Below are 12,976 nucleotides of genomic sequence, written 5' to 3'. Positions count from 1 at the left end.
TTTTTGCCAAAAGCCAGTTTTTATGCCCAAAGCCATTAAAGAAACTCAATTCAACTTTCCCGGACAGCAAGGATTTTATAAAGGAAAGGTACGCGATGTATACATTTTTGAAAAGGAACTGGTGGTGGTGGCATCAGACAGAATTTCTGCTTTCGATGTGGTTTTACCCAGAGCCATTCCTTTCAAAGGCCAGGTACTGAATCAAATCGCTGCAAAATTTCTTGAATCCACTTCTGATCTGGTTCCCAATTGGGTTTCATCAGTTCCCGATCCAAATGTGACTATTGGGAAAAAATGTGAGCCTTTCAAAGTGGAAATGGTGATTCGGGGTTATTTGGCAGGGCATGCTGCCAGAGAATATAAGGCTGGGAAAAGATCACTTTGCGGAGTAGCTTTGGCCGAAGGCTTAAAAGAAAATGACAAACTTCCGGAGCCCATCATCACTCCCACCACCAAGGCCGATGAGGGACATGATGAGGATATTTCGAGAGAGGATATTTTGGCAAAGGGAATTGTCAGTGAGTCAGATTATGTGCAATTGGAATCGTACACAAGGGCTTTATTCCAAAGAGGTCAGGAAATGGCCGCTGAAAAAGGACTGATTTTGGTCGACACCAAATACGAGTTCGGGAAATTTGGTGAAAAAATCTACCTAATTGATGAGATCCATACACCCGATTCATCCAGATATTTTTATGCTGATAAGTACGAGGAGAATCAGGCGCAGGGCTTACCTCAAAAACAGCTTTCTAAAGAATTCGTAAGGCAGTGGCTCATATCTAATGGATTCCAAGGGAAAGAAGGTCAACAAGTACCCGAAATGGATGATGAAATTGTAGAAAGCATCTCCGATCGCTATATTGAGCTTTTCGAAAAAATTACTGGAGAAAAATTTATAAAAGCAGATACCACAAATATTCAGGAAAGGATAGAAAAATCGATCCTGGCTGAACTAAACCAATAAAAATAATTATGAAGTACACCATCGATAAAAAAGAGCAGTATGTGATTTTCACTCCCATGGAGGAAAAACTTGATTCACTTCTGGCACCAAAGCTTAAGTCAGAACTTCTTACCATCCATGCTGAAGGATTTGCTAATCTGGTTTTAGACATGGCCCAAGTTAAGTACGTTGATTCCAGCGGACTGAGTGCTCTTTTAGTGGGTGACCGCGAATTTGGAAATACTGGAGGAATATTCCTTATCAGTGGAGTACAGGATCACGTAATGAAGCTTTTAAAAATTTCCATGCTGGACAAAAAACTAAATCTCGTCAATAACCTAGAAGAGGCAGGCGAGGCAATTTTTATGCATGAAATTGAAAACGGCGAAGATTCTGAAGAAACCGAAGAAGAGGAAGATTGATCCCTGATTTTGAAGTAACGATTCTGGGGAATACCTCCTCGATTCCGGTTCACGGAAGAAACCCAACGGCTCAGGTCGTAAGGTACCATAAGGATTACTTTTTAATCGATTGTGGCGAAGGCACCCAGATCCAACTTCAAAGATTTAAAGTCAAGTCATCCAGAATCGAGAACATCTTCATCTCGCATCTGCATGGCGATCACTATTTAGGCTTGGTAGGCTTACTTTCAAGTTACAACTTGAATGGGCGTACCAAGCCTTTAACTATTTTCGGCCCCAAGGGTCTCGATGAAATCATCACGACCCAATTTCGCTGGAGCAATACACGCTTGGGTTATCCTTTGGAATTTATCCAAACAAATCCGCATCACTCGGAGGTTATCTTAGAGAAACAGGGCGTCAAGGTGATCTCATTTCCTATGAAGCATCGCTTGCCTACTACTGGATTTAAAGTTTTGGAGAAAGAAAGGAAACGCAGGTTGATCAAAGAAAAACTAGAAGAAGCTAACCCACCAATCGAGGCTATAAAGGCCTTCAGAGAGGGAAAGGACTATTCTTCGGATTCGGGTAAAACATACTTGGTGGATGATTTTGCTTATCCAGAGCCAAAGCTCAGGTCCTATGCCTTTTGCTCGGATACCATTTATGATGAGGGCCTTGTCCCCTACCTTCAGGATATGTCATTGCTCTATCATGAATCTACCTTTATGGATGACCAGCAGGAACGTGCCAAAATCACCTATCATTCAACAGCTCGTGAAGCGGCAAAAATTGCTAAAATGGCCAATGTGGGAGAGTTGTTACTCGGCCATTTCTCCTCCAGATACAATGACCTCTCGGAAATGCTCGTAGAAGCTAAATCTGAGTTTGAAAAATCAATCCTAAGTGAGCAAGGCCAAACCTACTCTATTTCATGAGTCGATCTGATAATAAAAAACGCACCAATTTATTCGTGATTTTGGCCGGGATCTTTCTCACCAATGCCATACTTGCGGAAATCATCGGAGTTAAGATTTTCTCTGGCGAGAAAACTTTGGGATTTGAACCAGTGAACTGGGATTTCTTTGGTCAATATATCCTTGATTTCAATCTCACAGCGGGAGCCGTGATCTGGCCAATAGTATTCATTACTACAGATATTATCAATGAGTATTTCGGAAAGAAGGGTGTAAGGAAGATCAGTTTTATGACTGCAGGACTTATTGCTTATGTTTTTGTTGTCATAAGCCTGGTTACTATGCTGGCTCCTGCAGATTTTTGGCTTGATGTGAATTCTACGACTCCTGATGGGGAAAGCTTCGACATCAATTATGCCTTTAACCTGATCTTTACTCAAGGCTTGGGAATTATCATTGGATCCCTCACCGCATTTCTTTTGGGGCAGTTAATTGATGTATTCGTGTTTCAAAAACTCAGAGCGGTCACTGGTCCCAAGATGATATGGTTACGGGCCACTGGGTCAACATTTGTTTCTCAGTTTATCGATTCCTTTGTCGTTTTGGGTATTGCCTTTTATATATTCGGGAATTGGGAATTGAGCCAGGTTTTGGCCGTGGGGATTATCAATTACATCTACAAATTTACGGTTGCCATTGTACTGACTCCTTTACTTTATGTAGGACATGGTTTAATTGATCGCTATCTCGGAGAGGAGTTAGCCCATGAAATGATGGAAGAAGCTTCAGAAGACACCGCTTTTCTTTAAACCCAAGGATATTCGCCTTAGGGGCTATTCAATCGGTTGCGACCAAATTATTATTCTTAAATCAGGAAATATGCTGAATAATATTCTACTGACTTTAGGGTGATGGTAGGAAAATAAAATATTATTTCATACCTTTGCACCCGTCAATAAGACAAAGAACATTTTTTCGAGCCGTGAGTCCTTACTGTCGCTTTGTTTGGGAATCACTAGGATACATGGCGAGAAAAGTAAGGACAACATCATGGAACAAACACTCAAGTTTTCTGACTTGGGAATTTCACAGGAAATTCTTAAGTCAGTGGAAGAGATGGGCTATATCGAGCCATCTCAAATTCAGGCGGAAGCCATCCCACACGTTTTACAAGGTAGAGATGTCATAGGACAGGCTCAAACAGGAACCGGTAAGACGGCCGCATTTGCAATACCCATTATCGATCTGGTAGATGCGGATTATAATAAGCCACAGGCAATCATCTTATGTCCCACCCGTGAACTTGCGGTGCAGGTAGAAGGAGAATTCCAGAAGCTGGCTAAGCATTACAAAAAAATCAATTCTTTAGCCATTTATGGTGGAGAGTCTATTGATAAGCAGATTAGAGTGCTTCGCAAAGGAGTACAAATCGTGGTAGGTACACCAGGCAGAGTTCAGGATCACATTAAGAGAGGAACCCTTAAACTTAATGATGTAGGAATCATTGTTCTGGATGAGGCAGACGAAATGCTTGATATGGGCTTCAGGGATGATATCGAGGCGGTATTGAAGGAAATGCCTGAGGAAAGACAAACTGTTTTCTTCTCGGCAACTATGCCTAAGCCTATCATGGACCTGACCAAAAAATATCAGGTAGATCCAGTGATAGTAAAAATTGCCAAGAAGGAACTTACGGTTTCGAATATTGAGCAAGTTTATTACGAAGTCAAATCATCTCTAAAGGTAGATTTGATGGCCAGGCTTATAAAAGTTCACCAATATGGATTAAGTGTGGTTTTCTGTAATACAAAGCGAATGACTGATGAAGCTACCGAAAGGCTAGCTGCACATGGAATCGCTGCTGAAGCTCTTCACGGTGACCTTTCTCAGGTACAGCGTGATAAAGTGATGAACAAATTCCGTAAAGGATTTTGCTCTGTACTTGTAGCAACTGATGTGGCTGCAAGAGGAATCGACGTGGATAATGTGGAGGCTGTATTCAATTATGATCTTCCACTTGACGAGGAAAACTACGTTCACCGAATCGGTCGTACAGGTCGTGCTGGAAAATCAGGTACAGCCATCAATTTTATCACTGGAAGAAGAGACGGATATCGTCTTAGAGACCTTGAAAAATTCACCAAAGCAAGCATCCAAAAAATGGATCCTCCATCGGTGTCTGAACTTATCCAAATGAAAAAGGATCAGTTGGCACTTGAGGTTCAAAATAAAATTTCAGAGACCGAAGACAATCAGCTTTTCGAGGAAACTATCGGTCAAATGCTAGCTCAGGGCCTTACTATGGAGCAAATCACTTTAGGCCTGACCAAATTGGTATTAGGTGATTCAGTGAAAGAACTGAAGGAACAGAATTTCAGCATAGGAAATCCTAGAGAAAGATCAAGAGATGATTCTGGCAGAAGTGAGGGACGTAGAGATGGAGGTCGCAGAGATCGTTTCGAACGTGCTCCTAGAGGTGAAAGAGGAAGAAGAGATGGAGGTCGCAGAGAAGGTGGACGTCGTGGAGAAAGACGAACAGATGCCAATATGGCTCGACTTTTCCTAAATCTTGGAAAGAAAGACAGAATTCGTCCAAATGACATAGTAGGTGCCATCGCAGGAGAAGCGGGTGTACCTGGAAAGAGCATTGGAGGAATAGATATTTATGACAACTTCTCTTTTGTGGATGTACCTCAGAAGGATGCTGCTCATGTGATCAAGGTCATGAAGACTAATACGATCAAGGGCAGAGAAGTCAATATGGAAATTTCAAAAGGTTAAAATTTGGTTATATGGTTTAAAAGCGTGATTTGAAAAAGTCACGTTTTTTTTTGTCCAAATTTCAAATCCAGAGACTCTGGTTAACTTTGCTTGAATGCAGTTATTCTATCAGGAAAATATCACCCCTCCTAACATCACCTTGGATGCTGAAGAATCCAGGCATCTGGTAAAAGTCTTGAGAAAGCGAGTTGGTGATTCGGTTGAGGTTACGGATGGAAAAGGGACATTGCATCACTGCAAAGTTTCTGAAATTGGTAAGAGGGAAGCGACTCTTCAAATCGAAAATCAAACCGTTTTCCCAAAATCAAATCATTTCATTCATTTGGTCATTGCTCCTACCAAAAGCCCCGATAGAATGGAATGGCTGGTGGAAAAAGCCGCTGAAATTGGTTTTGATGAGCTGAGCCTCATCCAAACTGAGAACTCAGAAAGAAGTAGACTTAAACTGGATCGTTTAGAAAAAAAGGTAGTTTCTGCCTGTAAGCAAAGTTTGAAATATTACTTCCCGAGAATCAATGATCTCAAAGAATTCAGTGAATTCCTGGATAATTCATCGGATTTTTCAGGGCAAAAATTTATTGCCTACGTGGATGATAATCACACGGATCATCTGATTAATTTGGCGAAACCATCTGGAGAATATATGATTCTGATTGGCCCAGAAGGAGATTTTACCCCAAAAGAAATCAACCTGGCAACTGAAAGCGGCTTTGCCCCTGTATCCTTGGGATCGGCAAGATTAAGAACAGAAACAGCTGGACTGGCATCGGTCCATATTTTACAATTGATTCAAGAGCAGAAATAAAAATTCTAAAGTGTTAAAGTTTTGCTTGAACTATCCAGCACTTTTTTCTTAACTTAAATTGCATTTTTAAATCAAGGTTGTGCCGTACAAAGAACGAGAAATTGAGAAAAAATACTTTTCGATAAGTGAGGTTGCAAAGCAGTTTGACGTGGCGCCTTCTCTGATCCGTTACTGGGAAAGCGAGTTTGATATGCTTCGCCCCAGAAAGGACAAGAAGGGTAATCGCCGGTTCACAAAAGAGGACATTAAAAAACTGAAGTACATCTACCATCTCGTCAAAGAAAAAGGTTACACCCTACAAGGGGCCAAGGAAGTGATTAAAACGGGTAAAAAAGATGATTTTGACAAAGTCGCCGCCGTTCAAAACCTTCAGGGTCTTAAAGACTTTTTAATCAAAATCAGAGATGGATTCGAAAAGAACCCTGACACCAAATGAGTATCGTTATTTTCTAGCCTTAGCTCTAGCTCCGAAAATCGGTCCATCAGTTTTTAAGGCAATTCTTGCCTATTCAGGTTCCGCTAAAGGCTTTTTTGAGATCCCCAAAGGAAAAGTATCCAAAACTCCCGGAGTGAGACCTAAATTACTTTCACTTAGAAATGAAAAAGATACCCTCCTAAAGAAGGCTGATAAGGTACTGGATCAGGCGGAAAAAGGTGCATTCACTATCACTACCTATTTGGATGAGGCTTTCCCTCAGCGACTTAAGCTTCAAGAGGACGGCCCCGTACTTCTTTTTTCCAAAGGAAAATCAAATCTGAATTTTCCGCGAACAATTGGAATTGTGGGTACGCGAAGTGCGACCTCCTATGGGAAGGAAGCCACCAAGAAAATGATCCAAGATCTCAGCCCCTACGGTGCCACAATCATCTCTGGACTGGCCTATGGTATAGATATTCAAGCACATCGATCTGCAATGGAAAATGGCCTTCCCACTATTGCTGTTCTTGGTTCCCCGATCAATAAGATTTACCCATCCATTCATGAAAAAGTGGCTGAGGAACTTCAGTTGAATGGTGCCTTAATCAGTGAGTACCCGCCTGGGTCCACCATGGTTCCCGGAAATTTTCCCGCCCGGAATAGAATAATTGCTGGAATGTCAGATGCTTTGATTGTCGTGGAAGCTGCGAAAAAAGGAGGAGCATTGATTACCGCTGAAATAGCTTATTCTTATGATAAACCTGTATTTGCCGTACCCGGAAACCTCCAATCTAAATACAGCGAGGGCTGTAATCATCTGATTCAGAAAATGAAGGCAAGCATTTACACCGGACCTCGGGATATAGCACAGGCTTTATTTTGGGAGGAACCTGGTAAAAAGCAGCGAATCAAACCAAGTTTGGATTTCAGTAATAGAGATCCAGAAGAACAGAAAATCCTAAAGTTTTTACAGGAGAATAAGGAAATGGATATCGATCAGCTGAGTTATCAGACTGAAATTGGGCTCGGAGTGTTGGCTTCTATTTTATTGACTTTGGAGTTTGAAGGCATAGTGAAATCCCTACCGGGGAAGAAATATAAACTTTTGGTCTAACTCTGTTTTAGCTTCCTTATTCGCTTTGGGAAGTACCACAAATAAAACCCACTGATACTCATCAAGATCAACCCAAAGGCTGTAGCACTGGAGTAGGTTAATTTGGCTGTCTCCGACTGCCAAAAGTAATAATCCACAATACTTCCATCGTGGACCTTCTCAATCCAATCTGAATGTCGGGTTTCTACAGACAGAACCTCCCCGGAAAACCCATCCAGTTGGACTTCTGAAAAATGGGTCTTAAAAGTAACCTTGGCTATTCCCTTATCAGGTCGAATATCAATTCGGTCCACCTCAGTGGACTCCCCCTTCTTCATCATTTCCGATTTGGCTATTTCTATCATCTGCACCGGAGATATCCATTCCTTCTGATCAGATAAAAGCTCACTTTTCTGGGTAGCGGGTAATAACTCCATCTTCTTCTTCCAGGCAAGTAAGACCGAGGTAACCCCAATAACCAAAAAGAACAACATCAATGGAATACCCAGCCAGCGATGTAAGCGCCTCAAACGCCTAAGAAGAATCACTTTTGATTTTACCCTTGCCTGACTCATACTCATTGATCAAAGACAAAACTCGTCAGCTTCATTGCCTCTTGAAGCTCCGCCTTATTCAAGCCTAAATCATAGCCCAACCCTTCTAAAGTTTCGATCATCTGCTCCGTCGCCATATTTCCTACAAGATCATCCTTTGCCATGGGGCAACCTCCAAAACCGTTTAAAGCTCCATCAAACCGAGTACAACCAGCTTCTACTCCGGCCTTCACCTTGGCTGAGACATCCTCTTTACGACTGTGAAGATGAGCCCCAAACTCGATATGTGGGAAAGAGGGAATCTGCACTTCAAAAAGTTCGGTAATCAAGGCAGGACTCGCGGAACCAATTGTATCAGAAAGAGAGATAATTTTTATTCCCAACTCATCTAGTTTTTCTACAAATTCGGCTACTAATTCTGGGGAATAAGGGTCCCCATAAGGGTTACCAAAGCCCATACTGAGATAAGTCACTAGGGCTTTTCCTTTTACTTCGCAGCGATTTTGAATTTCCTCCACAGTTTTTAAAGCCTCTGTAATAGAAGCATTTGTGTTTCGCTTTTGGAAAGTTTCGGAGATGGAAAGTGGAAAACCCAAATAATCAATTTCTTCGAACTGTAAGGCATCTTCAGCCCCACGAACATTTGCCACGATTGCAAGAAGCTTTGACTCCGTATCATGAAGATCCAAAAGCTCAAGAACCTCAGCAGTATCACGCATCTGAGGTATTGCTTTTGGGCTCACAAAACTGCCAAAATCGATGGTATCAAAGCCAACATGAGCCAGCTGGTTGATATAGGCTGCCTTGATGGCTGTATCAATAAAATTGGGTATGCCTTGCATGGCATCTCTGGGGCATTCGATCAGTTTCACATCACAATCTTACAACCTAGCTTTTGAATAAAAAATCCGGACATAAAAAACCCCTGAACAATGCCAGGGGTTTAGTGCAAAATCTAACTTGGGTTTCAGCTTATCTCATACTTGGTGGTAGAATCACCTGATCGATTACGTGTACTACTCCATTCGAGGCGTTGACATCCGCTGCTACCACATTAGCTCCGCTGATTTTCACTCCTCCACCAGAAATGGCTACGTCCACATTTTCTCCCTGAACCGTAGCAGCTTTTTGGCCATTGCTCAAATCACCTGACATGACTTTGCCTGGTACCACGTGATAAGTTAAAATAGCCACTAACTGATCCTTATTCTCTGGCTTCAAAAGAGTTTCTAAGGTGCCTGCGGGTAATGCTGCAAATGCTTCATTGGTAGGTGCAAAAACGGTAAAAGGACCATTTCCAGAAAGTGTTTCTACCAAACCACCAGCCTTTACAGCGGCCACCAAAGTGGATAGATTGTCATTTCCTACCGCAAGTTCAACGATGTTTTTGCTTTGCGCCTGCGCAGTAGATACCATCATAAATAGTGCAACTACTGCACCCAAGGCGAAATTGAATAGTTTTTGAGTTTTCATTCTAGGTTAGTTTAAATGATGTTTTTGATTAAATCTACCCTAGATACGACCTGAAAATGGCCAGTGGATTTTTGAAGCTTAACTTTTTCCCAAAAATCCTTTCACATAGGTTTGATCCACAGTTGCGACGGGACTTCCTCCCTCCTTTTCCAGGGTGACTGCAAAAGCTTGTACATCGCCCTTAATGACCTTGAGTTCCTGCACAAGAAGGCTGTGATCGAAAATTCCTGCATCAATAGGTGCCTGACCAGCCTTTATAGCCCAAAGCTGATATTGGTGACCATGAGGTGGTTCAGGAAGATTATCCACACTAATAAAAACTGCATTGGTCTTTACATTCCAGAAAACATTTGCAAATGACTCCGGAGAAATATCCAGCCCATCCATCCTCACATGGATGTTGTCCTTATTCAAAAAATGCGCAATTCTGAGATCAGCATAAGCAAGTTCTTGCTTTTGCTCTTGTGCTAAATCTACTAAGGATGATTGCTGATTTCTGATTACTTCTAGATCATTTTGCAAAGCTATCAGCTGCTCATTCGAGGATTGAAACTTAGAAAAGAAATAGAAATTAAAGGCAAGGCTTATCAGAAGAAGTATTGATGCAGCCACCGACCAAAATGGAAGTTTCGAGGTTTTGATTTGGGATTTAGTTTCCTCTGGACTTTCTTCCTCATTAAACACTTCCTTCAAAAATTCAGATTGCTCATCTTCTTTAATTTCACTCAAGGCAGCAGAAAGCACATTTCGATTTGGATCTTTTCTAGTGGACTTGCCATAAGATTCCAAGGCTTCTTTGATTCCATCTAATTCTGCTTTTACCTTTGGATGAATGGAGGCAATGCGATCCACTTCTTTCATCTCCTCTTCACTGAGTTCACCTGCCCAATAGGCCTCTAGTATTCCTGACGCTATGTATTCTTTTATATCCACTTAAATTACCCCTCTAAGATGATTAATGGCTAACCTGATTCTAGTCTTCACCGTTCCTAATGGCATGTCCAATGAATCGGAAATCTCTCGGTGAGAATATCCTTCAAAAAAAGACATACTTATCAACTTTTTCTGCTCCTCTGGCAACTGATTGACTAATTGATCAACATACATTTTTTCAATTGGGTCCTCAGCAATTTTCCTTTCAGTAATATTTACGAGTTCAACACTCCTTTCAGATTCCTGAGTAAGCCTAAAATCCTTTGTTCGTGTTTTATCTATTGCAGCATTTCGAGAGATGGTTACCAACCAGGTAAAAATAGAACCTTTATTAGAATCGAAGGTATTGGAATGATTCCAAACCTTGATCAATACCTGCTGGAGCACATCCTCTGCCATCATGCGGTCCTTGATTACTCGCATGATCACATTTAGCAACAAAGAACCATAATTATCGAAAATCAGAGTCAGAGCTTTTTTATCCTGATCAGCCATAAGATAGGTTATTCTTTCTTCCACAGTACTCTCTGATGTTAAATATGGTAATTGTTCAGCCACATAGGAGAAAACCCCGCATTCAGGTATTTGTTTATCTCTTGGTCAAAGCAAATTTGAAATCTGAAAAAGAAGTTCCTATTTTAATCCAAACCCTGCATTTATGAATAAAAGAACCTTCTTGAAACAAGCCACCTTAGGCACCCTAGGCACCTTCCCTTTTCTGGACCAGATATCTCAACTCATTGAGCAATACGAGGGGAAATCAAACCTTGCAGAGAATGAAGATTTTTGGGGTAAAATCCGTTCAGACTATTTGCTCAAACCGGATTATATCAACCTTGAAAATGGCTTTTACTGCATGATTCCCCAGCCCACCCTGGAAAGACTGGTCGATCATATCCGAGAGGTTAACTATCAAGCCTCCTACTATATGAGGACCGTTCAGTGGGACAATAAGAATAAAATTGCTGCTCGCTTGGCAGAAATGGCCGGGTGTAGTGAAGAGGAACTTTGTATCACAAGGAACACCACAGAGTCCCTAGATCTGATCATTGCCGGCTTCCCATGGAAAGAAGGCGATGAAGCCATTATGGCAAATCAGGATTATGGGGCCATGCTTAACCATTTCAAAATGGTGGAACAGAGATTCGGGATCAAAAGGAAGGTTATCGATGTGCCCATGCATCCAGCCAATGATGAGGAAGTAGTTCAGGCCTATGCCAATGCGATTACTCCAAACACTAAGCTGATAATGGTTTGCCATATTGTCAATATCACTGGACATATACTACCTATTCGCAAAATCTGCGATATGGCCCATGCCAGAGGTGTGGAGGTAATGGTGGATGGAGCGCATGCTTTCGGGCAATTCCAATTCTCCATTGATGATTTAGATTGTGATTACTATGGCACGAGTCTCCATAAATGGCTCAGTGCTCCTTTGGGCGCTGGATTCCTATATGTGAGAAAAGAGCATATTGATAAAATCTGGCCGCTTTTGGCGGAAGGCAAAACTGAGCCTGGAGATATCCGAAGGTTAAATCATATAGGAACACATCCGGTTCATAATGATCTCGCGATTGGCGATGCTATTGACTTCCATAATGCTATTGGAGGAAAAAGGAAGGAGGACCGATTAAGATATCTTCAAAATTACTGGATCGATAAGGCCAGAGAACTGGATCATGTGGTGATCAATACGCCGGAAGATAAAGCCCGCTCTTGTGGAATCGGAAACGTAGGAATCAAGGGCATGAAACCGGCCGAAATGGCTAAGACTTTACTTGATGAGCATCAAATCTGGACTGTGGCGATAGATGGCCAGGGAGTTCATGGTTGCCGAATCTGTCCTAATGTTTATACCTCGACCGCCGAATTGGATCATTTTGTGGAGGCCCTGAGGAAAATGGGGTAGAACTAGCTTAACTTAAACCTTATTGGGATTTTAATCTCAGTTTTTACTGGAACCCCATTTTCCATTTTCGGTTCCCAAGCTTCCGGATAAAACTTCACCACCCTTATGGCTTCTTTTTCAAGTTCAAACCTCTCGATTGCAGGATTCGCAACTTTGAAATCTGTCATTTTGCCCTGCTCATCCAAATCAAAAACAATAACCACAGTTCCTTCCAAACCTCCCGCCATTGAAATCTTAGGATATCTCAAATTTTGGGTGAGGTACTTATTCCAGGCTTTTGACCCACCTTTAGGTGAAGGCTCCTGAAAATCTTTTGCATCTGCAGGATTACCATCTGGATCAAAATATTTCTCTGAAATCGTGTCTCCCTTCTTTTTGATGCGTTCGAGCTTTAAAGCTCCATTTGGATAGTAATGCTTTTCTTCGCTCGTCTTCTCATCAAAATTTTGTCTGAGATTAGATTTCATGACCCCATCTTCATAATACCTCAAAACCCTTTCACTGCTTGCTTCACCTTTATCATTCAGTAAAGTTGTAGCATGATAAACCTTAATGGTATCCAGGTTAAAAATTTGAGTTTGAATGACATTCCCCTTAGTGGAAGTCGACTTCACATAGGAATAGGAATACTCTGAAATATCCTCTACAGGATACTCATAGGCATTTAAGTATTCCAGCTCTTGGGCAGTTAACAAAGAAGACTGAAAAAGAATCAGAATTCCAATAAATACTCTCTTCATAATTTT

General features: G+C 41.6%; 15 protein-coding genes. 9 read left to right on the top strand and 6 right to left on the bottom strand.

Features of this window, described 5'->3' with window-relative positions; genetic code table 11:
* The first annotated feature begins 22 nt into the window (after positions 1-22).
* The 8 genes from QVH07_RS04775 to dprA all read left to right on the top strand — a co-directional run bounded on the left by QVH07_RS04775 (position 23) and on the right by dprA (position 7,379).
* Complete coding sequence (locus tag QVH07_RS04775; RefSeq protein WP_289999008.1) at positions 23-964, top strand: phosphoribosylaminoimidazolesuccinocarboxamide synthase; 942 nt, start codon at positions 23-25, stop codon at positions 962-964.
* Between the two features lie 8 nt (positions 965-972).
* Positions 973-1,365 carry an STAS domain-containing protein gene (locus tag QVH07_RS04770; RefSeq protein ID WP_289999007.1) on the top strand — a complete coding sequence of 131 codons (393 nt, stop codon included), beginning with the start codon at positions 973-975 and terminating at the stop codon, positions 1,363-1,365.
* On the top strand, positions 1,362-2,282 hold the full coding sequence (locus tag QVH07_RS04765; protein ID WP_289999006.1) for a ribonuclease Z: 921 nt from the start codon (positions 1,362-1,364) through the stop codon (positions 2,280-2,282). The genes QVH07_RS04770 and QVH07_RS04765 overlap by 4 nt, the downstream gene beginning before the upstream one ends.
* Positions 2,279-3,070, top strand: coding sequence for a queuosine precursor transporter (locus QVH07_RS04760; protein WP_289999005.1), 792 nt, complete (start codon positions 2,279-2,281; stop codon positions 3,068-3,070). Before QVH07_RS04765 ends, QVH07_RS04760 begins: the two co-directional genes overlap by 4 nt.
* A gap of 241 nt (positions 3,071-3,311) precedes the next feature.
* The gene (locus QVH07_RS04755) at positions 3,312-5,042 is read left to right on the top strand and encodes a DEAD/DEAH box helicase (protein WP_289999004.1); all 1,731 of its coding nucleotides are present in this window, start codon (positions 3,312-3,314) and stop codon (positions 5,040-5,042) included.
* Positions 5,043-5,136: 94 nt separating this feature from the next.
* Positions 5,137-5,847: a 16S rRNA (uracil(1498)-N(3))-methyltransferase gene (locus QVH07_RS04750; RefSeq protein ID WP_289999003.1), complete on the top strand. Its 711-nt coding sequence runs from the start codon at positions 5,137-5,139 to the stop codon at positions 5,845-5,847.
* 79 nt (positions 5,848-5,926) lie between these two features.
* Positions 5,927-6,283, top strand: a complete 357-nt coding sequence (locus QVH07_RS04745) for a MerR family transcriptional regulator (RefSeq protein WP_289999002.1) — start codon at positions 5,927-5,929, stop codon at positions 6,281-6,283.
* Positions 6,252-7,379 carry a DNA-processing protein DprA gene (gene dprA / locus QVH07_RS04740; protein ID WP_289999001.1) on the top strand — a complete coding sequence of 376 codons (1,128 nt, stop codon included), beginning with the start codon at positions 6,252-6,254 and terminating at the stop codon, positions 7,377-7,379. Before QVH07_RS04745 ends, dprA begins: the two co-directional genes overlap by 32 nt.
* Here dprA and QVH07_RS04735 read toward each other — a convergent pair.
* The 5 genes from QVH07_RS04735 to QVH07_RS04715 all read right to left on the bottom strand — a co-directional run bounded on the left by QVH07_RS04735 (position 7,376) and on the right by QVH07_RS04715 (position 10,837).
* Complete coding sequence (locus tag QVH07_RS04735) at positions 7,376-7,933, bottom strand: PepSY-associated TM helix domain-containing protein (protein WP_289999000.1); 558 nt, start codon at positions 7,931-7,933, stop codon at positions 7,376-7,378. The two genes, dprA and QVH07_RS04735, sit on opposite strands and share 4 nt — an antisense overlap.
* A gap of 2 nt (positions 7,934-7,935) precedes the next feature.
* A complete protein-coding gene (locus QVH07_RS04730) occupies positions 7,936-8,784 on the bottom strand; it encodes a hydroxymethylglutaryl-CoA lyase (RefSeq protein WP_289998999.1) in 849 nt (282 codons plus the stop codon).
* A gap of 100 nt (positions 8,785-8,884) precedes the next feature.
* Complete coding sequence (locus QVH07_RS04725) at positions 8,885-9,385, bottom strand: fasciclin domain-containing protein (RefSeq protein ID WP_289998998.1); 501 nt, start codon at positions 9,383-9,385, stop codon at positions 8,885-8,887.
* A gap of 78 nt (positions 9,386-9,463) precedes the next feature.
* Positions 9,464-10,318 carry an anti-sigma factor gene (locus tag QVH07_RS04720; protein ID WP_289998997.1) on the bottom strand — a complete coding sequence of 285 codons (855 nt, stop codon included), beginning with the start codon at positions 10,316-10,318 and terminating at the stop codon, positions 9,464-9,466.
* Positions 10,319-10,837, bottom strand: a complete 519-nt coding sequence (locus QVH07_RS04715; RefSeq protein WP_289998996.1) for an RNA polymerase sigma factor — start codon at positions 10,835-10,837, stop codon at positions 10,319-10,321.
* A 139-nt stretch (positions 10,838-10,976) separates the two neighbouring features.
* Here QVH07_RS04715 and QVH07_RS04710 point away from each other — a divergent pair, with 139 nt between their 5' ends.
* On the top strand, positions 10,977-12,230 hold the full coding sequence (locus QVH07_RS04710; RefSeq protein ID WP_289998995.1) for an aminotransferase class V-fold PLP-dependent enzyme: 1,254 nt from the start codon (positions 10,977-10,979) through the stop codon (positions 12,228-12,230).
* Positions 12,231-12,232: 2 nt separating this feature from the next.
* Here QVH07_RS04710 and QVH07_RS04705 read toward each other — a convergent pair whose 3' ends face one another.
* Positions 12,233-12,970: an energy transducer TonB gene (locus QVH07_RS04705; RefSeq protein ID WP_289998994.1), complete on the bottom strand. Its 738-nt coding sequence runs from the start codon at positions 12,968-12,970 to the stop codon at positions 12,233-12,235.
* Positions 12,971-12,976: the final 6 nt, after the last annotated feature.

This window comes from Algoriphagus sediminis (assembly GCF_030403435.1).
Taxonomy (GTDB): domain Bacteria; phylum Bacteroidota; class Bacteroidia; order Cytophagales; family Cyclobacteriaceae; genus Algoriphagus; species Algoriphagus sediminis.
This window is presented reverse-complemented; position numbering and strand designations above follow the sequence as displayed.

Excerpts from the sequence above, each read along its gene's own strand:
- QVH07_RS04775 (WP_289999008.1), top strand. The coding sequence starts at position 23 with ATGCCCAAAGCCATTAAAGAAACTCAATTCAACTTTCCCGGACAGCAA.
- QVH07_RS04770 (WP_289999007.1), top strand. The coding sequence starts at position 973 with ATGAAGTACACCATCGATAAAAAAGAGCAGTATGTGATTTTCACTCCC.
- QVH07_RS04760 (WP_289999005.1), top strand. The coding sequence starts at position 2,279 with ATGAGTCGATCTGATAATAAAAAACGCACCAATTTATTCGTGATTTTG.
- QVH07_RS04755 (WP_289999004.1), top strand. The coding sequence starts at position 3,312 with ATGGAACAAACACTCAAGTTTTCTGACTTGGGAATTTCACAGGAAATT.
- QVH07_RS04750 (WP_289999003.1), top strand. The coding sequence starts at position 5,137 with ATGCAGTTATTCTATCAGGAAAATATCACCCCTCCTAACATCACCTTG.
- dprA (WP_289999001.1), top strand. The coding sequence starts at position 6,252 with ATGGATTCGAAAAGAACCCTGACACCAAATGAGTATCGTTATTTTCTA.
- QVH07_RS04735 (WP_289999000.1), bottom strand. The coding sequence starts at position 7,933 with ATGAGTCAGGCAAGGGTAAAATCAAAAGTGATTCTTCTTAGGCGTTTG.
- QVH07_RS04725 (WP_289998998.1), bottom strand. The coding sequence starts at position 9,385 with ATGAAAACTCAAAAACTATTCAATTTCGCCTTGGGTGCAGTAGTTGCA.
- QVH07_RS04710 (WP_289998995.1), top strand. The coding sequence starts at position 10,977 with ATGAATAAAAGAACCTTCTTGAAACAAGCCACCTTAGGCACCCTAGGC.
- QVH07_RS04705 (WP_289998994.1), bottom strand. The coding sequence starts at position 12,970 with ATGAAGAGAGTATTTATTGGAATTCTGATTCTTTTTCAGTCTTCTTTG.